17 protein-coding genes and 1 tRNA gene are annotated in these 21,070 nt (G+C 71.5%); 8 read left to right on the top strand and 10 right to left on the bottom strand.

The genetic code is table 11. The annotated features are described in order from the left end of the window. Window positions 1-61: 61 nt before the first annotated feature. The 7 genes from rho to ACWGIG_RS08335 form a co-directional block, all read right to left on the bottom strand. Window positions 62-2,203 carry a transcription termination factor Rho gene (gene rho / locus ACWGIG_RS08305; protein WP_453320738.1) on the bottom strand — a complete coding sequence of 714 codons (2,142 nt, stop codon included), beginning with the start codon at window positions 2,201-2,203 and terminating at the stop codon, window positions 62-64. Between the two features lie 402 nt (window positions 2,204-2,605). Next, the gene (thrB, locus tag ACWGIG_RS08310; protein ID WP_453320739.1) at window positions 2,606-3,538 is read right to left on the bottom strand and encodes a homoserine kinase; all 933 of its coding nucleotides are present in this window, start codon (window positions 3,536-3,538) and stop codon (window positions 2,606-2,608) included. Between the two features lie 272 nt (window positions 3,539-3,810). After that, the gene (gene thrC / locus ACWGIG_RS08315; RefSeq protein WP_453320740.1) at window positions 3,811-4,881 is read right to left on the bottom strand and encodes a threonine synthase; all 1,071 of its coding nucleotides are present in this window, start codon (window positions 4,879-4,881) and stop codon (window positions 3,811-3,813) included. Window positions 4,882-4,887: 6 nt separating this feature from the next. Next, window positions 4,888-6,177 (bottom strand): homoserine dehydrogenase, encoded by a 1,290-nt coding sequence (locus ACWGIG_RS08320; protein WP_453320782.1) that lies wholly within the window; start codon window positions 6,175-6,177, stop codon window positions 4,888-4,890. A 99-nt stretch (window positions 6,178-6,276) separates the two neighbouring features. Beyond that, window positions 6,277-7,668 (bottom strand): diaminopimelate decarboxylase, encoded by a 1,392-nt coding sequence (lysA, locus tag ACWGIG_RS08325; protein WP_453320741.1) that lies wholly within the window; start codon window positions 7,666-7,668, stop codon window positions 6,277-6,279. A gap of 27 nt (window positions 7,669-7,695) precedes the next feature. Further along, the gene (gene nrtL / locus ACWGIG_RS08330; RefSeq protein ID WP_453320742.1) at window positions 7,696-8,556 is read right to left on the bottom strand and encodes an ArgS-related anticodon-binding protein NrtL; all 861 of its coding nucleotides are present in this window, start codon (window positions 8,554-8,556) and stop codon (window positions 7,696-7,698) included. Window positions 8,557-8,743: 187 nt separating this feature from the next. After that, complete coding sequence (locus ACWGIG_RS08335) at window positions 8,744-9,241, bottom strand: response regulator (protein ID WP_453320743.1); 498 nt, start codon at window positions 9,239-9,241, stop codon at window positions 8,744-8,746. Window positions 9,242-9,363: 122 nt separating this feature from the next. On the opposite strand from ACWGIG_RS08335, the gene ACWGIG_RS08340 reads away from it, so the two are divergent. The 3 genes from ACWGIG_RS08340 to ACWGIG_RS08350 all read left to right on the top strand — a co-directional run bounded on the left by ACWGIG_RS08340 (window position 9,364) and on the right by ACWGIG_RS08350 (window position 13,242). Next, window positions 9,364-9,435: transfer RNA gene (locus tag ACWGIG_RS08340), tRNA-Arg, on the top strand. 148 nt (window positions 9,436-9,583) lie between these two features. Beyond that, a complete protein-coding gene (locus ACWGIG_RS08345) occupies window positions 9,584-11,446 on the top strand; it encodes an ABC transporter ATP-binding protein (protein WP_453320744.1) in 1,863 nt (620 codons plus the stop codon). Then, window positions 11,443-13,242 carry an ABC transporter ATP-binding protein gene (locus tag ACWGIG_RS08350; protein WP_453320745.1) on the top strand — a complete coding sequence of 600 codons (1,800 nt, stop codon included), beginning with the start codon at window positions 11,443-11,445 and terminating at the stop codon, window positions 13,240-13,242. Before ACWGIG_RS08345 ends, ACWGIG_RS08350 begins: the two co-directional genes overlap by 4 nt. On the opposite strand, the gene ACWGIG_RS08355 is transcribed toward ACWGIG_RS08350, so the two are convergent. Further along, window positions 13,239-14,063 (bottom strand): metallophosphoesterase family protein, encoded by an 825-nt coding sequence (locus tag ACWGIG_RS08355; RefSeq protein ID WP_453320746.1) that lies wholly within the window; start codon window positions 14,061-14,063, stop codon window positions 13,239-13,241. The genes ACWGIG_RS08350 and ACWGIG_RS08355 overlap by 4 nt on opposite strands. 179 nt (window positions 14,064-14,242) lie before the next feature. Further along, window positions 14,243-15,253, bottom strand: coding sequence for a non-homologous end joining protein Ku (ku, locus tag ACWGIG_RS08360; protein WP_453320747.1), 1,011 nt, complete (start codon window positions 15,251-15,253; stop codon window positions 14,243-14,245). 33 nt (window positions 15,254-15,286) lie between these two features. On the opposite strand from ku, the gene ligD reads away from it, so the two are divergent. Further along, the gene (gene ligD / locus ACWGIG_RS08365; RefSeq protein ID WP_453320748.1) at window positions 15,287-16,189 is read left to right on the top strand and encodes a non-homologous end-joining DNA ligase; all 903 of its coding nucleotides are present in this window, start codon (window positions 15,287-15,289) and stop codon (window positions 16,187-16,189) included. 205 nt (window positions 16,190-16,394) lie between these two features. Here ligD and ACWGIG_RS08370 read toward each other — a convergent pair whose 3' ends face one another. Further along, on the bottom strand, window positions 16,395-17,177 hold the full coding sequence (locus tag ACWGIG_RS08370) for a nuclease-related domain-containing protein (protein WP_453320749.1): 783 nt from the start codon (window positions 17,175-17,177) through the stop codon (window positions 16,395-16,397). A 309-nt stretch (window positions 17,178-17,486) separates the two neighbouring features. On the opposite strand from ACWGIG_RS08370, the gene ACWGIG_RS08375 reads away from it, so the two are divergent. The 4 genes from ACWGIG_RS08375 (at window position 17,487) to ACWGIG_RS08390 (ending at window position 21,027) form a co-directional block, all read left to right on the top strand. Beyond that, a complete protein-coding gene (locus ACWGIG_RS08375) occupies window positions 17,487-17,831 on the top strand; it encodes a zinc-ribbon domain-containing protein (protein WP_453320750.1) in 345 nt (114 codons plus the stop codon). 79 nt (window positions 17,832-17,910) lie between these two features. Further along, window positions 17,911-18,597, top strand: coding sequence for a class F sortase (locus ACWGIG_RS08380; protein WP_453320751.1), 687 nt, complete (start codon window positions 17,911-17,913; stop codon window positions 18,595-18,597). A gap of 205 nt (window positions 18,598-18,802) precedes the next feature. After that, window positions 18,803-19,738, top strand: a complete 936-nt coding sequence (locus ACWGIG_RS08385; protein WP_453320752.1) for a hypothetical protein — start codon at window positions 18,803-18,805, stop codon at window positions 19,736-19,738. Further along, on the top strand, window positions 19,735-21,027 hold the full coding sequence (locus ACWGIG_RS08390; RefSeq protein ID WP_453320753.1) for an ATP-binding protein: 1,293 nt from the start codon (window positions 19,735-19,737) through the stop codon (window positions 21,025-21,027). The genes ACWGIG_RS08385 and ACWGIG_RS08390 overlap by 4 nt, the downstream gene beginning before the upstream one ends. The last annotated feature ends 43 nt before the right edge of the window (window positions 21,028-21,070 follow it).

Below are 21,070 nucleotides of genomic sequence, written 5' to 3' on the forward strand. Positions count from 1 at the left end.
GACACGTCATCGCGTCGGCCCCCGGGCCCGTACAAAAAACCGCTCAAACCCAGCGGAGCGCCTAGTCGCCGCCGTTGCCGGACGGCGTCGTCTTGGCGATCTGCATCAGGAACTCGGCGTTCGACTTCGTCTGCTTCATCTTGTCGAGCAGCAGCTCGATGGCCTGCTGCGAGTCGAGTGCGTGCAGCACCCGGCGCAGCTTCCAGACGATCGCCAGCTCTTCGGCGTTGAGCAGGATCTCTTCCTTGCGGGTGGAGGACGCGTCGACGTCCACCGCCGGGAAGATGCGCTTGTCGGAGAGCTTCCGGTCGAGCTTGAGCTCCATGTTGCCGGTGCCCTTGAACTCCTCGAAGATCACCTCGTCCATGCGCGAGCCGGTGTCGACCAGCGCGGTGGCCAGGATGGTCAGCGAGCCGCCGTCCTCGATGTTGCGCGCCGCACCGAAGAAGCGCTTCGGCGGGTAGAGCGCGGTCGAGTCGACACCGCCGGAGAGGATGCGACCGGAGGCCGGGGCCGCCAGGTTGTACGCACGGCCCAGACGGGTGATCGAGTCGAGCAGGACGACCACGTCGTGACCCAGCTCGACGAGACGCTTGGCGCGCTCGATGGCCAGCTCGGCGACGGTGGTGTGGTCCTCGGCGGGGCGGTCGAAGGTCGAGGAGATGACCTCGCCCTTCACCGACCGCTGCATGTCGGTGACCTCTTCCGGACGCTCGTCGACCAGGACGACCATCAGGTGGCACTCGGGGTTGTTGATGGTGATCGCGTTGGCGATGGCCTGCATGATCATGGTCTTGCCGGTCTTCGGCGGGGCCACGATCAGACCGCGCTGGCCCTTGCCGATCGGCGCGACGAGGTCGATGATCCGGGTCGTCAGGACGCCCGGGTCGGTCTCCAGACGCATCCGGTCCTGCGGGTACAGCGGGGTGAGCTTCTGGAACTCGGGACGGCCCCGGCCGCTCTCCGGCGCCATGCCGTTGACGGAGTCCATGCGCACCAGCGCGTTGAACTTCTCGCGGCGCTCGCCGTCCTTGGGCTGGCGGACCGCACCGGTGGTGTGGTCGCCCTTGCGCAGGCCGTTCTTGCGGACCTGGGCCAGCGAGACGTACACGTCGTTCGGGCCCGGCAGGTAGCCGGAGGTCCGGATGAACGCGTAGTTGTCGAGGATGTCCAGGATGCCCGCGACGGGGATCAGGACGTCGTCGTCGTTGACCTGCGGCGGGGCGTCGCTGCCGAACTCGTCGCGGCCACGGCGGCCACGGCGGTCCCGGTAGCGGCCACGACGGCCGCGGCGGCCACCCTCGAAGTCGTCGTCGTCCTGGGGACCGTTGTCACGGTCGCGGTCGCGGTCGCGTCCCTGGCTGCCCTGGCTGTTGCCGCCCTGGCTGCCCTGGCTGCTCTGACCACCCTGGCCGCCGCTCTGGCCGCCCTGGTTGCCGCCGCCCTGGCGCTGCTGGCGGCCCTGGTCGTCGCCGCCCTTGCCACCGCGGTCCCGGTCGCGACGGCTCTGCCGGTCGCCGCGGTCCTGACGGTCACCACGGCCCTGACGGTCACCGCGCTGACCGCGCTCGCGGCGGCCCTCGGCGTTGTCCGCGCTCTCTGCGGAGCGGTCGGTCTTGGTGTCCGTCTTGGTGTCGGCCTGCGCCTCGGCCTTGACCTCGGTCTTGACGTCACCCTTGGGCTCGGACTTCTGGCGGTCCGTCACCTCGCCTGCGGCGGTGGCCTGTTCGGGGCTGCCGGCCGCGGCGGTGGCGCGGCGACGGCGGCGCTCGCCGGTGGGCTGGTCGTCGCTGGCAGGCTGACCGGGAATGTCGATCTGCTGCTGAGCGACGGCCTTCTCGGCCTTCTTCTCGACCGGAGCCGCAGCTTCCGGAGCAGCTGCCTCAGTGGCCGTACGCGCCTTGGAAGTGGCGCGGCGCTTCGGCTTGGTCTCGGCGTCGCCCGAGTCGGCGCTCTTGGCCGGGGCTGAGCCGCCGGCCTGCGTCTCCTTGATGACCTCGATCAGCTGGCCCTTGCGCATCCGCGCAGTGCCCTTGATCCCGAGGCCGGACGCGACCTGCTGCAGCTCGGCCAGGACCATGCCGTCCAGGCCGGTGCCGGAGCGGCGGCGCCGTGGGGCGCTGCCGGTGGCAGCACCTGCGTCGGACGCATTGTCGACAGTCTTGTCGGCAGTCACGCCCATCAGATCGGTGGTGTCGCTCACGAAGGGTCCTTCCCTGGAGCGGACGTCGGCCTGTCTGGCTCGGCGACCGGTTGTGCTGTGCCGGCGGTCCCATATGGAGAACCGTGCCGGGGCGGTGGCCCGCCGGATGTGGCGGAGAGATAAACGTGCGTGGGGTTCCGACCCGAAGTCCCCAGTTGCCCCCTCTGGGAAGAACGCGGGGTGTCGTGCCGGTTCCGGAGCGTGCTCAAAACTGCTCAGGCAGGCTGCTCAGGCAGTTTGGGGAGGCTCCCGGAAGAAGATGGTCCCGAAGGGGACACGGTGCACCGCGCCGCAAGGGCGTCGGATGCAGACTTGAGATTAACACTACCGGCTCCAACAAACATTCCCCCTCTCGTCCACCGGCAATCACTACCGGCAATCACTCGCGGTCGGGCGGTGGCCCTATCCGACCGCGTCCTGCGGTGCGAGCGGAAGGACGCTCGCACCTGCGGCGTCCATGGGGAGCCGCTCCGCGGCCCACCCTTCGCCCGCCATCCGTACGACCTTGTCGGCCGCGGTCTCCTCGGTCAGTGCGAGGACCGTGGGGCCCGCACCGGAGATGACCGCAGGGACGCCGTGCGCACGCAGCCGGTTGACGAGTGCGACGCTCTCGGGCATCGCGGGAGTGCGGTAGTCCTGGTGCAGACGGTCCTCGGTGGCGGCCAGCAGGTACTCGGGGCGCCTGGTCAGGGCCTCGACGAGCAGTGCGGCACGACCCGCGTTCACGGCTGCGTCCACATGGGGGACCGTACGGGGAAGCAGGCCGCGGGCGGCCTCGGTGAGAACCGGAACAGAGGGGACGAAGACCACCGGAACGACCCCGTCCGCGGGGTCCATCCGCAGGGCCCGGGCGGCGCCGGAGTCCATCCAGGCGAGCGTGAAGCCGCCGAAGAGGCAGGCGGCGACGTTGTCGGGGTGGCCCTCGATCTCGGTGGCGAGTTCGAGCAGGGCCTCGTCGTCCAGCTTGGCGTCGCCGCCTATGGTCACCGCGCGGGCGGCCATGATGCCGGCGCAGATCGCGGCGGACGAGGAGCCGAGGCCGCGGCCGTGCGGGATGCGGTTGGCGCAGACGATCTCCAGGCCGCGCGGCTGTCCGCCGAGGACGTCGAAGGCGGTGCGCAGGGACCGTACGAGCAGGTGGCGCTCGTCGCGGGGCAGCGTGTCGGCACCCTCGCCCGCGATGTCGATCTGCAGGCCGGAGTCGGCGACGCGGACCACCACGTCGTCGTACAGCCCCAGCGACAGACCGAAGGCATCGAAGCCGGGGCCCAGGTTGGCGCTGGTGGCGGGGGTGCGCACGCGCACGGCGGCGGCTCGGAACGCGGGACCGGCCATCGCTCGACGATCTCCTTGTGTGGCAGGGGGCTGAGGGACCCGGACGGCAACAACAACGCGGCATATGCGGCGGGTCGGGTTCGGTACAGCCTATCGAAGGAAGGTTCCCTGAGGACATAGGGCGCACAGCAGGCGCACGATGCGTGTCGCTTCGGCGCCGTGCATCGGCGGATGCGGCTGCCCCGCCGGGGGCGCGTTGAATCTGCGGGTCCGTTGTGGCTGGTCGCGCAGTTCCCCGCGCCCCTGACGGGGCGTCCCGAAGGTGCGTTCTGCTACGCGAGGCCGAGCTTTTCGGCGGCGGTGGCGGCGTCGACCGGGACCGTGACGGGCTGGGGCGCGCCGGCCACCGCCCAGTCGGGGTCCTTGAGGCCGTTGCCGGTGACCGTGCAGACGATCCGCTGGCCCTTGTCGACCTTGCCCTCTTCGGCGGCCTTCAGCAGACCTGCGACCGATGCGGCCGAGGCGGGCTCCACGAAGACGCCCTCCTGGGAGGCCAACAGGCGGTAGGCGGACAGGATTTGACGGTCCGTCACCTCGTCGATGCGGCCGCCCGACTCGTCGCGCGCGGCGAGCGCGAAGTCCCAGGACGCCGGGTTGCCGATGCGGATCGCGGTGGCGACCGTGGAGGGGTCCTTGACGATCTCGCCGCGGACGATCGGCGCGGATCCCGAGGCCTGGTAGCCCCACATGCGCGGCGTACGGGTGGCCAGCTTGTCGGCCGCGTACTCCTTGTAGCCCTTCCAGTACGCGGTGATGTTGCCCGCGTTGCCGACCGGGAGGACATGGAGGTCGGGGGCGTCGCCGAGCGCGTCGACGATCTCGAAGGCGGCGGTCTTCTGGCCCTCGATGCGTACCGGGTTGACCGAATTGACCAGCGCCACCGGGTAGTTGTCCGAGAGCGAGCGGGCCAGGGTCAGGCAGTCGTCGAAGTTTCCGTCGACCTGGAGGATCTTGGCGCCGTGCACGAGCGCCTGGCCCATCTTGCCGAGCGCGATCTTGCCCTGCGGGACGAGGACGGCGCAGACCATCTGGGCCCGTACGGCATAGGCGGCGGCGGACGCGGACGTATTGCCGGTGGAGGCGCAGATGACGGCCTTCGCACCCTCCTCCTTGGCCCGCGTGATCGCCATGGTCATGCCACGGTCCTTGAAGGACCCCGTCGGGTTGGCGCCCTCGACCTTGAGGTACACCTCGCAGCCCGTGCGCTCGGAGAGGACCTGCGCGCGGACGAGCGGCGTGCCGCCCTCGCCGAGCGAGACGACCGGCGTCGTGGCCGTCACAGGGAGCCGGTCCCGGTACTCCTCGATGATGCCCCGCCACTGGTGGGTGCCCTTGATGGTCATGGGTCCTTACTCCCCTTCAACACGCATGATGCTGGCGACACCTCTGACGGTGTCGAGCTTGCGCAGCGCTTCGACGGTCCCGGAGAGGGCGGCGTCGGGCGCGCGGTGGGTGACGACGACGAGGGAGGCCTCGCCGTCCTTCCCCGACTGGCGGACGGTGTCGATCGACACGTCGTGTTCGGCGAAGACCGTCGCGACCTGGGCGAGTACGCCCGGCTTGTCGGCCACGTCGAGGCTGATGTGGTACCGGGTGACGACCTCGCCCATCGGGCTGACGGGCAGGCGCGTGTACGCGGACTCGCCCGGCCCCGTGGACCCGCCCAGCTTGTTGCGGCAGACGGCCACGAGGTCGCCGAGCACGGCGGACGCGGTGGGCGCGCCGCCCGCGCCGGGCCCGTAGAACATGAGCTGACCGGCGGCTTCCGCTTCCACGAAGACCGCGTTGTACGCCTCGCGGACGGAGGCCAGCGGGTGGGTCAGCGGGATCATGGCCGGGTGCACGCGCGCGGTGACCGACCGACCGTCGGCGGCGCGCTCGCAGATGGCGAGGAGCTTGACGGTGCAGCCCATCCGCTTTGCGGAAGCGATGTCCGAGGCGGTGACCTCGGTGAGGCCCTCGCGGTGCACGTCGCCGATCTTGACCCGCGTGTGGAAGGCGATTCCGGCGAGGATGGCGGCCTTGGCCGCGGCGTCGAAGCCCTCGACGTCGGCGGTCGGGTCGGCCTCGGCGTACCCGAGGGCGGTGGCCTCGTCGAGTGCCTCGGAGTAGCCGGCTCCGGACGAGTCCATCTTGTCGAGGATGAAGTTCGTCGTGCCGTTGACGATGCCGAGCACCCGGTTGACCTTGTCGCCCGCGAGGGACTCGCGCAGCGGCCGTACGAGCGGAATCGCGCCCGCGACGGCGGCCTCGTAGTAGAGGTCCCGGCCGTGCTTCTCGGCGGCGGCGTGCAGCGCGGCGCCGTCCTCGGCCAGCAGCGCCTTGTTCGCCGAGACGACGGACGCGCCGTGCTCGAAAGCGGTGGTGATCAGGGCGCGGGCGGGCTCGATGCCGCCGATGACCTCGATGACGACGTCGATGTCGCCCCGTTTCACCAGGGCGGTGGCGTCGGTGGTGATGAGCGCGGGGTCGATGCCCGCGCGCACCTTGGAGGGCTGGCGGACGGCCACACCGACGAGCTCGACCGGAGCGCCGATGCGCGCCGTGAGGTCGTCGGCGTGAGTCGTCATGATGCGCGCCACCTCTGAGCCGACCACACCACAGCCCAGCAGCGCCACCTTCAGCGGACGCGTACGCATCATCCGACCTCACTCCTCATACTTCTTACGGTGTTGACCAGTCTCACCCACCGGACGGGGGTTTTTATCCTCCGTCCAGTGGATGAGACAAGGATTCCACTAGCCGACATCGAGCCGCAGGAGATCTTCCTCGGTCTCGCGCCGGACGATCACCCGCGCCGCGCCGTCCGTGACGGCGACGACGGGCGGGCGCAGTGCGTGGTTGTAGTTGCTCGCCATGGAGCGGCAGTACGCCCCGGTGGCGGGCACGGCGAGCAGGTCGCCGGGCGCGGTGTCCGCGGGCAGGAAGGCGTCCCGCACCACGATGTCACCGCTCTCGCAGTGCTTGCCGACGACTCGCACCAGCATGGGCTCCGCGTCGGAACGGCGCGAGACGAGGGCGACGCTGTACTCGGCGTCGTAGAGCGCGGTGCGGATGTTGTCCGACATGCCGCCGTCGACGCTGACGTACGTACGCAGCCCCTCCAGGGGCTTGACCGTGCCCACCTCGTACAGCGTGAAGGCGGTCGGGCCGACGATGGCGCGCCCCGGCTCGACGGAGATGCGGGGCGTCCTCAGCTTTGCCGATTCGCATTCGCGAGTGACGATCTCGGTGAGCGCCTTGGCGATGTCGTGCGGCTCGCGGGGGTCGTCCTCGGAGGTGTACGCGATGCCGAGCCCGCCGCCGAGGTCGATCTCCGGCAGTTCCACCCCGTGCTCGTCGCGCACTTCCGCCAGCAGCTGCACGACGCGCCGCGCGGACACTTCGAAGCCCGCCATGTCGAAGATCTGCGACCCGATGTGGGAGTGGATCCCGATCAGTTCGAGGCCGTCCAGCTTGAGCGCCCGCCGCACGGCTTCGGCGGCCTGTCCCCCGGCCAGCGCGATGCCGAACTTCTGGTCCTCGTGGGCGGTGGCGATGAACTCGTGCGTGTGTGCCTCGACGCCGACCGTGACGCGGATCTGCACGCGCTGGCGCCTGCCGAGGCCCTGCGCGATGTGCGCGACGCGGACGATCTCCTGGAAGGAGTCGAGCACGATCCGCCCGACCCCGGCCTCGACGGCGCGGGTGATCTCCTCCACGGTCTTGTTGTTGCCGTGGAAGGCGATGCGCTCGGCGGGCATCCCCGCGTCGAGGGCGGTGGTCAGCTCCCCGCCGGAGCAGACGTCCAGATTCAGCCCCTCCTCCTTCAGCCAGCGCACGATCGCGCGCGAGAGGAAGGCCTTGCCCGCGTAGAAGACGTCCGCGTCGCTGCCGAACGCACCGGCCCAGGCCCGGCACCGCGCGCGGAAGTCCGCCTCGTCGAGGAAGTAGGCGGGCGTCCCGAACTCCTCGGCCAGGCGGGTGACTTCGAGGCCGCCGACGGTGACGACACCGTCCGCGTTGCGCGTGACGGTCCGCGCCCAGACCTTCTCGTCGAGGGCGTTGAGGTCGTCGGCCGGGGCGGTGTAGTGCCCCTCGGGGAAGACGTCGCCGTGGCGGGGGCCGGCGGGGTGGGCGGAACGGCTCATGCTTCTTCTCTCATCTCTTCACGCACGTCACAGGTGGTCCGGTGCACTGATGCCGAGCTGGGACAGGCCGCCGGCCAGCACCGCTCCGGTGGCTTCGGCGACTGCCAGCCGGGAGCGGTGGGCGGCCGAGGGTTTCTCGTCGCCGAGCGGCAGGACGTTCGCCGTGTCGTGGAAGCGGAGGAAGGCGTCGGCGACGGCGACGAGGTGCCGGGCGAGACGCTCGGGCGCGCCGAGACGGACGGCGGCGTCCAGCTCGACGGGGTAGCCGCCGAGGAGGGCGAGGAGTTCCGGGGCGCCGGTGACTGTCTCGTGCGCGGCCTCGTAGGCGGCCTCGTGCGCGGCCTCGTAGGCGGAGGAGAAGCCGAGGTCGGCGGCGTTGCGGTGGAGTGCGCGGGTCCGGGAGTGTGCGTACCGCACCCGGAAGAGGGGGTTCCGCTCGTGCTGGGCGAGCAGCTCGGCGTCGGGCGCCGGCAGCAGGAGCGCCCAGACGGCGGCGTCGTGGCCGAGCCGGGCACGGACGTCGGGGGCGGGTACGGGGGCGGCGAGCGCGTCGCTGCGTACGACACCGCGGTCGAGCAGCTCCCGTACGGCCTCCTCCCCCGCACTCGCGTCGAGCGTGAAGTTCAGGAACCCGGGCCCGGTGACCTCGACGGCGGCGAGACCGGGGGTGTCGGCCAGCCGCTCACGGAGAATCTCGGCGACCTCGCGGGGCGGCCGGTGCGCGGCGCGGGCGAGCCGCAGCGCCACGTTGCTGGCGTAGTCCCCGGTACCGCCGGGTCGGGTGCGCTCGACGGCGGCCCGCTCGGGCACCGGAGCGGGCAGCACATCCTCCTCGACGGCACGGCGCACGGCGCGCAGCACGGTACGGGAGAGCTCTGCGGGGGTCACGGGGCAAGCCTAGGCGAGGTGGGGGTACCTCCCGCGAACGGGTTTCAGCATCTGGGCAGGGCGCTGCGGGGTGCCACGGGGCCGTCACGGAGCCGGGGGCGTTCACGGGACCGGGGCCGTCACCGAGCCAGGGCGTTCACGGGACCGGGCCGTCACAAAGCCGGGGGCGTCGCAGGGCCGGGCTCCGTCACGGGGTCGGGGGCATCCCGTGCGCGGGCCGCCCGTATCCGGCGGGATACCTGCCGTCGGAGGACGGCGGTTCCTCCTGACCCGCCAGCCGCCGTACGAGCCGGACCAGTTCGGCGGGTTCGAAGGGCTTGGAGAGGAAGGCGTCCACCCCGGCGGCCAGGCCGCTCTCGACCTCGTACTGCGTACAGGCACTGACGATGGCCACCGGAAGGTGGCAGGTGCGGGGGTCGTCGCGGAGGCGGGCGGCGGCGGTGAGCCCGTCGAGCCGGGGCATCACCACGTCCAGAGTGATCACGTCCGGGCAGACCTGGTGCACGATCTCCAGGCATTCGGCACCGTCGGAGGCGGTCACGACCTCGAAGCCCTCCAGTTCGAGATTGACCTTGATCAGCTGCCGGATGACCTTGTTGTCGTCGACGACAAGGACCCGGCCGAACACGCCCGGCACTCTTCGAGAGTAGGCCGGACTCCCGCACCGCGTACGGGTTTTACCCACTTCCGCCCCGTGCGGGGGAAGCGCTTGCGGGAGGCTGACGTGCGGAACGCGCAGATATCTGTTCACAGGCACCTGCCACTAGCTGGTAAGGTTCACCACGTCGCCGACACACCGTGCGACACGCCCCCGTAGCTCAGGGGATAGAGCATCGGCCTCCGGAGCCGGGTGCGCAGGTTCGAATCCTGCCGGGGGCACTTCAGTCCGGACAGCGTGATCGGCGCAGCGTTCGGGCGAAGTGCCAAGTACAAAGGGTCGGACTCAGTTTCACTGGGTCCGGCCCTTTGTCGTTGTCCGCCGCTGCTCGCGAGTGAGTTTCGCATCGAAGCGACATGGGGGAACGGAATGACCGAAGGATCGGGCCTGGGCACGTACGCGCACCGGGTCCCTCATGCCGATCCGGGGACGCCGGACCACCGCGGCCCGGCGCGGTATCTGTGGTGGCTGGTCAGGATGCAGCGCAGGCGGGTCGCCCTCGGAGCGCTGTGGGGCAGCTCGTGGATGTGTGCGCTCATCCTGCCGCCGTACCTCATGTCCAAGGCCATCGACAGCGGCCTCAGGGCGGGCGACCGGGGGCAGTTGGTCCTCTGGGTCTCGGTCGTCCTCGCGGTCGGCGCGGCCGTCGCCGTCCTCGGCATCCTGCGGCACCGCACCATGACGCTCATACGGGTCGACGCGGCGTACCGCACGGTGCAGGTCGTCGTCCGGCACGTCACGCATCTGGGGGCGGCGCTGCCCGGCAAGGTGTCGGCGGGCGAGCTGGCCCATCTGCAGGCGGGGGACATCGGCCGGATCGCCCAGACGCTGACCGTCACGGGGCCCGGGGTGGGCGCGGTCATCGCCTACGCCGCGACCGCAGTGCTGCTGTTCCGCATGTCCGCTCTGCTGGCGCTCGTGGTCCTGCTGGGCGTCCCGCTGCTGGCCATGGCCATCGGCCCGCTGCTGGGGAAGCTGCACGGCGCGGAGGGGGCCTACCGGGAGAAGCAGGGCGAGCTCACCGCCCAGGCGGTGGACGTGGTGACCGGGCTGAGCGTGCTGAACGGCATCGGCGGGAAGCCGATGTTCGCCCGCCGCTACCGGGAGCGGTCCCAGGCCCTGGTGACCGACGGCTACCGCGTCGCCTCCCTCACCAGCTGGGTGCAGTCCCTCGGGGCCTGCCTGCCGGTGGTCTTCCTCGCCCTGGTCACCTGGATCGCCGCACGGATGGCTGCCGGTGGCACCATCACGGTCGGTGAACTGGTGGCCGTCTACGGGTACGTGGCCGCGCTCCTGGGCCCCGTGACGTTCCTCATCGAAGGTGCCGACGACCTTCCGCGCGGGCTCGTCTCCGCGCGCAGGGTGACCTCCATCCTGGCGATGACGCCCGACGTCGAGGACGGCGGAACGCCGGTGCCCGTACCCGGCGGCCCTGCCGACCTGCACGATCCGGTCTCCGGGCTGGTTCTTCCGGCGGGCCGGACGTCGGCTCTGGTGAGCGCCAGGTTCGACGAGGCGCGTGCGGTGGTCGACCGGCTGGGCCGCTACACGGACTCCGACGTCACCTGGGGCGGCGTCCCGCTGGCCGGTCCGGAGCTCGCCGAGGTGCGCCGCCACCTCCTCGTCGCCGACAACGACGCGTACCTCTTCGGCGGTTCGGTCCGCGCCGCCGTCTCCGTACGGGACCTCCATAGCGACGAGGACGTCGAGCGTGCGCTACGGGCCGCGGTGGCCGAGGACATCGTCGAGTCACTGCCGGACGGGCTCGAATCCCGGCTGGACAACCGGGCCCTCAACCTGTCGGGCGGCCAGCGGCAGCGGCTGAGGCTCGTGCGGGCGCTGCTCGCCGATCCCGAGGTCCTGCTCCTGGTCGAGCCGACGTCGGCCCTGGACGCCCACACCGAGGCCACCGTCGCGTCGCGGGTCAACGCCGCTCGCGAGGGGCGCACCACCCTCGTCGTCAGTACGTCGCCGCTGCTGCTCGGGCACGCGAGCCAGGTGTCGTACCTGGTGGACGGGCGCGTCGTCGCGACGGGCACGCACGGGGAGCTGCTCGCGGGGCAGCCCGGCTACCGGGCCCTGGTGTTCCGCGGCGCGGACGAGGACGAACCGGCGCCGGTCGGCGAAGGCGGAACGGTCGGCGAGAGCGCGTCGGTCGGCGAAAGCGAACCGTCCGGCGAAAGCGCGCCGTCCGTCCAGGCGTCCGGTGTCCAGGAAGGGATCAGCCGATGAGCGGCTCGCAAGAGATACCGCGGCTTCCGGTGGCCGACGGCCCTGCCGTGCGCCGGGCCGGCTGGGGGCTGCTCAGGGACGACGGCCCGGCCATGGTCAGGATCGTCGCCCTGACCTGTCTGGCCTCGCTGGCGGGCCTCGCGAGCCCGTGGCTGCTGGGGAAGATCGTCACCGGGGTCGAGCAGGGCGGCATCACTGCCTCCCGGGTCGACCGGCTGGCCCTGGCCGTACTCGCCTTCGCCGTGGCCCAGTTGGTGCTGACCCGGTACGCCCGCTACCACTCCCACCGGTTCGGCGAGCGCGCCCTGGCCCGGCTGCGCGAGGAGGTCGTCGACCGGACCCTCGCCCTGCCTGCCCGGGTGGTCGAGCAGGTCGGCACCGGTGATCTGGTGACCCGCTCGTCCGTGGACGTCGCCACCGTGGCCTCGACGCTGCGCAACGTGGCACCGGACGTGTTCCTCGCCATGGTGCAGGTGCTGTTCATCTTCGTCGCGGTCTTCGTGCTGCATCCGCTGCTGGGGCTGTGCGCGCTCGTGGGCATGCCGTTGGTCTGGTGGGCCGGCCGCTGGTACCTCGCCAGGTCCAGGGACGCCTATCTCGCCGAGGGCGCCGCCGCTTCCGACGTCGCCGAGGCGCTGAACGCCACGGCGCAGGGTGCCCGCACCGTCGAGGCGTTCGGCCTGCGCAGGAGCCGGGTGCTGCACACGGACCGGACCATCGACACGACGTACCGCGCGAGACGGCGCACCCTGTTCCTGCGCACCGTGCTGTTCCCCGTCACCGGATTCGCGAACTCGCTGCCCATGGCGCTGGTCCTCCTGGTGGGCGGGCTCGCCTACCTCGACGGTGCGGTCGGCCTGGGGGTGGTGGTGGCGGGCAGCCTCTACATGTGGCAGCTGGTCGACCCGCTCGACCGCGCGCTCAGCTGGATGGAGCAACTCCAGCTCAGCGGGGCATCCTTCGCCCGGATCAAGGGCATCGGCCTGGTCGCCGACGAGACCACGCCGGACGTGCGGCAGCCCGCCGACGACCGCATCGAGGTTTCCGGGGTGCGGTACGCGTACTCCGGCACGCACGGCGTGCTGGACGGCACGGTGGACGACACGCCGCACGACGTACTGCACGACGTCGATCTGACGGTGCGGCCCGGTGAGCGGCTGGCGGTGGTCGGTACTTCGGGCGCGGGCAAGTCCACCCTCGGCAAGCTGATGTCGGGTGTGGGGGCTCCGCGCACCGGGTCGATCGAGGTGGGCGGAGTGTCGGTCGCGGCCCTGGCAGCGGCGGGCGCGCTGGGCAACCGCATCATCCTGATCACCCAGGAGCACCACGTGTTCCTGGGGACCCTCCGGGAGAACCTCGCGATGGCGGCGCCGGACGCCGCCGACGGCGCCATGCTCGCCGCGCTCGCCATGGTGGAGGCGGACTGGGCCCAGGAGCTTCCGGACGGGCTCGACACCCGTCTCGGTGCGGGCGGCGTTCAGCTCGACGCCGCCCAGGCTCAGCAACTCACCCTGGCGCGCGTGCAGTTGGCCGACCCCCATACGCTGATCCTCGACGAGGCGACCGCGCTGCTCGACCCCACGACGGCCCGGCACGCCGAGCGCGCGATGGCCGCCGTGCGCGCCGATCGTACGGTGATCGCCATCGCGCACCGTCTGCAGACCGCGCACGACGCCGACCGGGTCGCCGTCATGGCGGACGGCCGCATCGTCGAGCTCGGCACCCATGACGAACTGGTCGCGGCGCAGGGGCCGTACGCGGCTCTCTGGCGGTCCTGGAACGGCCAGGACCGCTAGCCGGACAGGATGCGTACGGGCTGGCCCGGCGCAGCGGCACGGGGTTTCCATTCACGCGGATATCCCAGGGACACCTCGTAATGGGGCACCCCGTCCTGTCGGATCAATCGCGGAATGTGCAGATGCCCGTAGACCACGGCGGCGGCACGGAATCTCCGTGGCCAGTCCTCGGTGGCCTCGGTGCCGCACCACAGGGCGAATTCCGGATAGTGCAATACCCGGGTGGGTTCGCGTATCAGCGGAAAATGATTGATGAGAACAGTGGGCAAATGCTCCGGAACGGCGGCAAGGCGGGCTTCGGTCTCCGCCAGCCTCGCCCGGCACCACGCCTCGCGGCTCGGATAGGGGTCGGGGTGCAGCAGATACTCGTCCGTGCAGATCACACCGGCCTCGACGGCCCGCTCCAGCGCCTCTTCCCGCGTGCCGACCCCCGGCATCCGGAAGGTGTAGTCGTACAGCAGGAAGAGGGGGGCGATCACGACCGGACCGTCCGCGCCGTGCCAGACCGGGTACGGGTCCTCGGGCGTGACGACTCCCAAGTCCCGGCACATGTCCACGAGATGCCGGTAGCGCGCTTCGCCCCGCAGTGAAACGGGGTCGCCGGGACGGGTCCACAATTCGTGGTTCCCGGGAACCCACACGACCTTCGCGAAGCGGTCGCCGAGGCGGCGCAGCGCCCATTCGACGTCCGCGAAGTCGTCGCCGACGTCGCCCGCCAGCAGGAGCCAGTCGCCGTCCGTGACGGGGCGCAGCCGCTCGACCATTTCCTTGTTGTCGGCATAGCGGACATGCAAATCGCTAATGGCCAGAAGGTTTTCCATCCGGGACTATCACGATCCCTTCGAGTGAAAGGATCCTTGCCCGCAGGGTGGGGCGAGTCAATGTTATGTACGTCACGTCGAATTGAGTGGTGGTCAGGTGGGCGCCGGATGCGGTCGGGCGGGGTGCTCGCTCCGGTCAGGGCGGTGTCGGCTCCGGTAAGGCGGGGTGCCCGTTCCGGTCAGGCGGAGGTCCGCTTCCTGGCGGGCGCCTTCTTGGCCGGGGCCTTCTTCGTGGTGGTCGCCGTCTTCTTGGCGGCGGTCGTCTTCTTGGCAGCGGCCGTCTTCTTCGTTTTCGTGGCGGTCGCCGTCTTCTGGGCCGTGGCCGCCTTCTTGGCCGGTGCCGTCTTCTTGCGGGACTTGAGCTCCGTGACCTTCGCGGGCGGCTTCCCGGAGTCCGCGGACTCGCCGCGGGAGCTCTTGGCGGCCCGGACGCTGTTCTCCAGGGCCGCCATCAGGTCGATGACCTGGGCATCGCCGCCGGTCCGCTCCGTATCGGCGGGCGAAAGGGCGCCGCCGTTCTCGGACTTGGCCGCGATGAGTTCCTCCACGGCCTCGCGGTAGTCGTCGTGCAGGGTGTCGAGGTCGACCTCGCCGAGGGTGTCCATCAGGGCGTCGGCCAGGTCGAGTTCGGCGTCGCGGACGGTGACGTTGCCCTCCGGGGCGATGCCTTCCGGCCGGCGGATCTCGTCGGGCCAGAGCAGGCCGTGCATGGCGATGACGTCGTCGACGACGCGGAGCATGCCGAGCCGTTCGCGGCCTCGCAGGGCGAATTTGGCGATGGCCACCTTGCGGCTGCGGGCGAGCGCTTCCCGCAGGAGGGTGTACGGCTTGGCGGCCGGGACTCCGTTGGCGGAGAGGTAGTACGCCTGGTCCATCTGGAGGGGGTCGATGGAGGCGAGCGGGACGAACGCGACGATCTCGATCGTGCGGGCGGTGGGCAGCGGGAGCGCCGCCAGGTCGTCGTCCGTGATGGGGATGATCGAGCCGTCGGCGTCCTCGTACCCCTTGCCGATCTCGGCGGACCGGACCTCCTGCTCGTCCAGCTCGCACACCTTGCGGTAGCGGATCCGGCCGCCGTCGGCGGTGTGGATCTGGCGGAACGAGATGGCGTGGTTCTCGGTCGCGTTGAAGAGCTTGATGGGGATGCTGACCAGCCCGAAGGAGATGGCTCCGTTCCAGATCGACCTCATGCCTGTGATCCCTTTCGGTGGGATTCTTATGCTATGTCGCCCATGACGGAGGTGGAGGGTCGACGGCTGGCCCTCAGCAATCTGGAGAAGGTGCTCTACCCGGCCACCGGGACGACCAAGGGGGAGGTGCTGCATTACGTCGCCACGACGGCCGGGGCACTGCTGCCGCACGTGCACGACCGGCCGATGTCCTTCCTGCGCTTTCCGGACGGGGTGGGGGGCGAGAGGTTCTTCGCGAAGAACCCGCCGCCGGGGAAACCCGCCTGGGTGAAGACGGTGGAGGTGCCCCGGTCGGAGGGGGTGACGGCGCGGCAGGTGGTCGTGGCGGATCTGTCGACGTTGATGTGGGCGGCGAACCTGGTGGTGGAATTCCATGTTCCGCAGTGGCGGGCGGAGAGTCCCGGGGTGGCCGACCGGATGGTCTTCGACCTGGACCCCGGGGAACCGGCGACGGTGGCGGAGTGCTGCGAGGTGGCGCTGTGGCTGCGGGACCGGTTGGGGGCGGACGGCCTCGGGGCGTGGGTGAAGACCTCGGGGTCCAAGGGGCTGCATGTGCTGGTGCCGGTGGAGCCGACGGCTTCGGACCAGGTCAGCGCGTATGCGAAGGCGCTCGCGAAGGAGGCGGAGGCGGAGCTTCCGGGGTTGGTGGTGCATCGGATGGCCCGGGCGTTGCGCAAGGGGCGGGTGTTTGTGGACTTCAGTCAGAACTCGGCCTCGAAGACCACGGCCGCGCCGTACACCCTCCGAGCGAGGAGCGAGCCGACCGTCTCGACGCCAGTGACGTGGGAGGAGGTCGAGGACGGGCGGGCCGATGCCGGTTCGCTGGTCTTCCGGGCGGCGGACATCGGCGCACGGCTGGAGCGGTACGGGGACCTGCTGGGGCCCCTGCTCAACCCGAACCGGGCGCGGGGGCTGCCGCGAGGGGCGGGGGCGTAGGGCGGGGCCGTCGGCGTCGGGGCGTGGGGCGGGGCCGTCGGCGTCGGGCTGGGCCGTCGCGGTCGGGGGCGGAGAGCGGGGCCGTCGCGGTCGGGGGCGGAGAGCGGGGCCGTCCGCGTAGGGCTGGGCCGTCGCGGTCGGGGGCGGAGGACGGGGCCGTCGCGGTCGTGCGCGCGGGGCGGAGACGGGCTTCAGGGCGCGCCCGTCACACCCGTAGCCAGGTGTGGCGGTCGCGGGCGGAGGCGTACAGGGACTCGATGTCGGCCGGTTTGAGTACGCCGCCGATGCGGGCCAGGGCCGCGCCCGTCTCGCCGTCACGCAGGATGTGTACGTCGCCCGGGGGCGGGCCGCCTTCGACGCGGGTCGCCCCGACGACGGCGAGCACCGGGCGCACGGCCGCGGCGAGGGCGAGGGCCGCCCGTTCGGCGTCGTGGGTGGCGCGGCGCAGGTGCGGGGCGGCGGCGGGGGCTCCGGGGTGGAAGCGGCGGTTGCGGGCGGGGACGGTGTGCACGGCGAGGATGCCGGCGGGGCCGATCAGGAGATGGTCGAGGTGGGCCCGGCCGGGCAGCGGCACGCAGTGCAGGACCCGCCAGCCCACACCCTCCAGAGCGTCCAGCTCCTCGCCGATGCGCTGGAGCGCGGCGAGGGTCTCGCGGCGCGGGTCGGAGCGGAAGCGCCGGGCGGGCCGGGCCTCGTCCAGGGCCGTGTGCAGGTGCTCGCCGGGGCGGTTGGGGGCCAGGTCGTCGTCCGGGTGGAGGGCGAGGCGCACCAGGTCGGCGGAGGTGGGAACGGGCGGCGGACCGATGGTGAGGGGGCCGGTGACGTACGGCGCGAGGGCGGTCAGGACCTCCTCGCGGCGCCCTTCCGCCAGCAGGCTGACGCGGCCGGTGTCCCGGTCGTACCAGGCGATGCTCCGGCCGGTGGCGAGACTGACGTACAGTCGCGCGCCGCCGTGGCCGGAGGCCGGTGTGACTCGCAGTGGCTTCATCGTCCATCACCCCCTGCCATGGGAACAGGCGAGGGGCCTCCGGGGCAACAACTGGGCGTATACGGGTGGGAGTTGACCGGTAGTCGGCCGAGGGGCGGGGGCCCGGCGGCGAGGAGTGACCGGGCCGGGGAGACAGGAGTGACCGGGGCGGGAGGGAGGAGCCCCCGGGCGGGGAGGGAGCGGAGACAGCGGGTCGGGAGAAGTGGCGGGAACCCGTCGGGGGCGCCGGACGTTGCATCGGTACGGCCGGGGCTGGACCGGTCGCGGGGGCGGGCGCCGGGCCCGTTGCCCGGGGATCGGGGGCACGCGATGATCATTTTTGGCACCAAGGGGTACGTGTACCAGTTGGCGATGCTGATGCTGCTGTGCGGGCAGTGCGGCAATCCGGCGGCGCACACGCTGCGCAAGCGGGTCACGAAGTTCACGCTGTTCTTCGTCCCGTTGTTCCCCGTCTCGTCGAAGTACGTCACGCAGTGCACGTTCTGCGGGGCCGAGCGGCGGGTGGAGCGGGCGGAGGCGGAGCGGCTCCAGGCGCAGGGCGGGGACCCTGCGTTCGGACAGGGCCCGGGGCAGGGGCCCTGGCAGGGACAGGGCCCGGGGCAGGGGTCCAGTGGGATACCGCAGCAGCAGAATCCGTACCAGCAGGGGCTCTGACCTGCGGTGATGCTGGCCGTCGGGTGGCTGTTACACGAACGATGAACCTCTGCAATAGCGGACATTTAGGATTCATCGCATGAGTGCGACGAGTACGACGACCCAGCCCGGGGCGGCCAAGCCCGGCAAGCAGCAGCCCCGCACGGCCAGGCTCGTGGCCGCGTCCGCTCTCGCCCTCGCCCTCGGCGGCGGGCTCGTCGCCTGCGGAGGCAGCTCCTCCACCGCACCGGCCCCGGACGTGAACGTCAAGAACGTCGCAGCCCAACCCGCGGACCAGGGCCGACCGAAGGGCGGGACCGGGGCGGTGACCCCCCTCAAGGCATCCAGGCCGACCGGGCTGACCATCCCCTCGGCAGACGTGCGGACCACCAGCATGCTCGACCTCGGCCTGGACCAGAACCAGGAGCTGGAGGTCCCGTCGGTCGCCGACGCCGAGAAGCCCGGCTGGTACACCGGCGCGGTCACCCCCGGCGAGAAGGGCGCCTCGATCCTGGTCGCGCACTACGACACCGCCAAAGGGCCGGCCCTGCTGCGCAACGTCGCCAGGATGAAGGTCGGCGACGCGATCGAGGTGAGCCGGGCGGACGGCAGCACCTCCAGGTTCAAGATCCGCGAAGTTCAGCAAGTGGACAAAAAGGACTTCCCTACGAATAAGGTCTATGGAAAGACCGACCGTCCGGAACTGCGCCTCATCACGTGTGGGGGCCCGATCCGCGAGGGCCACCGTTCTGACAACATCATCTTCTTCGCCGACCTCATGAAGTAGGGGTGGGCAGGGAGGGGAGTTCTTGTTCCTCCGCCGACCCGATCGACGCGATCGGCCCGATGGGCGGTCCGCCGGACAGCCTGATGGGCGCTCCGACGGGCGGTCCGACGGACGCGGGGCCCCGGTCCGAGGACCGGCGCCGCCGCCCCCCGTCCCGACCCGCACGCTGCCGGTCCGTGCGGCCCGCGCCGCCGCACTGGTGGCCTTGGCGTCGGGCGCCGTTTCGGGCTGCGTCCAGGCGGGCGAGCTGAAGAGCGAGGGACCCACGCGCGCGGCCGTCGGGCCGGTGCGGCTGTGGCCGACGCTGCCACCGGCGAAGGCTCCGGCCGAGGACCTCGGGATGGCCGAGACGGAGACCGCCCAGGGCATCAAGGTGCCGGGCGGCAATGTGCACAAGGTCGATCCGGTCGCGGTGGTACGGGCCGAGGTGGCCGCGCACCCCGATACGTACAGCGGGCCCAGCGGGCTCTACGCGGAGACGGTGGCCAAGCTCGGCACCTGTGGCAAGAAGCCCGGGAACTGCCCGGTGCTGCCGCCGTACTACCGCGACCTGACGGGCGACGGCCGCGACGAGCTGATCCTCGGCATCACCATGCCGGAGGGCCAACTGGCGATCCGCGCCTATCTCGCCGAGAAGGGCGGGCTGACCCGGATCATGGGCACGTCGGACGCGGTGATCAGCGTGGCGTTCGCGGGCCGGGACCTGGTGCTGCGGGTGCCGTCCGGGATCACGGGCTACGAGTACCGGACCTCCTGGACCTGGGACGCGCGCCAGCACGCGATGCTGCCCACCCAGGACCAGATCGTGCACACGACACGGAGCCCGCACCCCCAGCGCTCGGGCCCGAACCACCACACGGGCCCGGGGACGGGGCCTGGCACGGGCCCGGGCACAGGACCCGGCACGGGCGCAGGTACGGGACCCGGCACGAACACGGGACCGGGCACGGGACCCGGCACAGGCGCAGGTACGGGACCCGGCACAGACACAGGGCCTGGCACGGGCGCCGGCACGGGGCGCGGATCCGGCACGGGCGCAGGACCTGGCACCGGGCCCGGCACCGGCGCGGGGCCCGGCACCGGCACGGGATCCGGTGCAGCCGCCCTCCCCGCCCCCTCCCCCACCCGGCGCGTCACATGAAGCGCGTCCGGCTGCGGTTTCCCGCCTGGACCGCCTCGCTCACCTGGAAGGCCCTCGCCTTCCTCACCGTGATGTGCTGCACCCTCGCCTTCTTCCTCGGCGCCCTGGTTCATGTGTCCGTGACCCACCAGACCGTCGAGCAGGCCCGCGAGAAGGCTCTGGACAAGCTGGACCGGGCCGCCGAGGCGTACGAGGCGGGCGACGCGCTGCCGCCCGGCACCGGGGTCGACCTCCCGGGGCTGCCCGGCTCCCTGCACGCCCTCGTCCGCGACGGCCAGCAGGGCACCGTCGTGGAGAACGACCTGGAGGGCCACCCCCGGATGTGGGCCGCCCGCGCCGCCGACGGCCGCACCCTGGGCGTCGCGCTGGACTACGGCCCCAGCGTGGAGACCATCACCGGCCTGGACCGGGCCATCCTCGGCTCCTCCGTACTGGCCATCGGCGCCACCCTGCTGGTCGGTGCCTTCGCCGTCACCCGTGTCACCCGCCGCCTGCACCAGACCGCCCGGGTCGCCCGCCGGATCGACGCGGGCAACCTCGACGCCCGGGTGAACGACCCCCGCAACCAGGACCCCGGCCGCCACCAGGACGAGGTGTCCACCGTCTCCGGCGCCCTCGACACCATGGCCTCCACCCTCCAGGGCAAGCTCCTCAGCGAGCAGCGCTTCACCGCCGACGTCGCCCACGAGCTGCGTACCCCGCTGACCGGGCTGACCGCCGCAGCCGGGCTGCTGCCGCCGGGCCGGCCGTCCGAGATGGTGCAGGAGCGGGTGGACGCGATGCGGCGGCTGACCGAGGACCTCCTGGAGATCTCCCGGCTGGACTCGGGCAGCGAACAGGTCGAGCTGGACCTCCACCAGCTGGGCCCACTGGCCGAGCGCGCCGTGCGCGGGACGGGCGCCGCCACCGAAGTACGGATCGTGCGGAGCGTGGGCGTGGAGACCGACAGACGCCGTCTCGAACGGGTGCTGGGCAATCTCGTCGCCAACGCGCACAAGCACGGCCGGACCCCGGTGGTGCTGACCGTCGAAGGTCCGGTCATCACGGTGCGTGACCACGGCTCCGGTTTTCCCGCCTATCTGGTGGAGCACGGGCCGCAGCGGTTCCGCACCGAGGCCGGTGGCAGCAAGGGCGGGCACGGCCTCGGCCTGACCATCGCGGCGGGCCAGGCGGAGGTGATCGGGGCCCGGTTGACGTTCACGAACGCACCGGACGGCGGGGCGCTCGCCACGCTCGTACTGCCGAAATCTCCCGCCCTGGACAATCCCCCACAAAGCAACACAAAGTGACACTTTGCGATCACTAAGTGTCGATTTTAGGGTGAAGCAAGCG

It is taken from the genome of Streptomyces sp. NPDC054863 (assembly GCF_053610825.1).

Bases quoted from the DNA above. Each gene is read 5' to 3' on its own strand.
- thrB (WP_453320739.1), bottom strand. From the start codon at position 3,538: ATGGCCGGTCCCGCGTTCCGAGCCGCCGCCGTGCGCGTGCGCACCCCC.
- thrC (WP_453320740.1), bottom strand. From the start codon at position 4,881: ATGACCATCAAGGGCACCCACCAGTGGCGGGGCATCATCGAGGAGTAC.
- ACWGIG_RS08320 (WP_453320782.1), bottom strand. From the start codon at position 6,177: ATGCGTACGCGTCCGCTGAAGGTGGCGCTGCTGGGCTGTGGTGTGGTC.
- lysA (WP_453320741.1), bottom strand. From the start codon at position 7,668: ATGAGCCGTTCCGCCCACCCCGCCGGCCCCCGCCACGGCGACGTCTTC.
- ACWGIG_RS08345 (WP_453320744.1), top strand. From the start codon at position 9,584: ATGACCGAAGGATCGGGCCTGGGCACGTACGCGCACCGGGTCCCTCAT.
- ACWGIG_RS08350 (WP_453320745.1), top strand. From the start codon at position 11,443: ATGAGCGGCTCGCAAGAGATACCGCGGCTTCCGGTGGCCGACGGCCCT.
- ACWGIG_RS08355 (WP_453320746.1), bottom strand. From the start codon at position 14,063: ATGGAAAACCTTCTGGCCATTAGCGATTTGCATGTCCGCTATGCCGAC.
- ku (WP_453320747.1), bottom strand. From the start codon at position 15,253: ATGAGGTCGATCTGGAACGGAGCCATCTCCTTCGGGCTGGTCAGCATC.
- ligD (WP_453320748.1), top strand. From the start codon at position 15,287: ATGTCGCCCATGACGGAGGTGGAGGGTCGACGGCTGGCCCTCAGCAAT.
- ACWGIG_RS08370 (WP_453320749.1), bottom strand. From the start codon at position 17,177: ATGAAGCCACTGCGAGTCACACCGGCCTCCGGCCACGGCGGCGCGCGA.
- ACWGIG_RS08375 (WP_453320750.1), top strand. From the start codon at position 17,487: ATGATCATTTTTGGCACCAAGGGGTACGTGTACCAGTTGGCGATGCTG.
- ACWGIG_RS08380 (WP_453320751.1), top strand. From the start codon at position 17,911: ATGAGTGCGACGAGTACGACGACCCAGCCCGGGGCGGCCAAGCCCGGC.
- ACWGIG_RS08390 (WP_453320753.1), top strand. From the start codon at position 19,735: ATGAAGCGCGTCCGGCTGCGGTTTCCCGCCTGGACCGCCTCGCTCACC.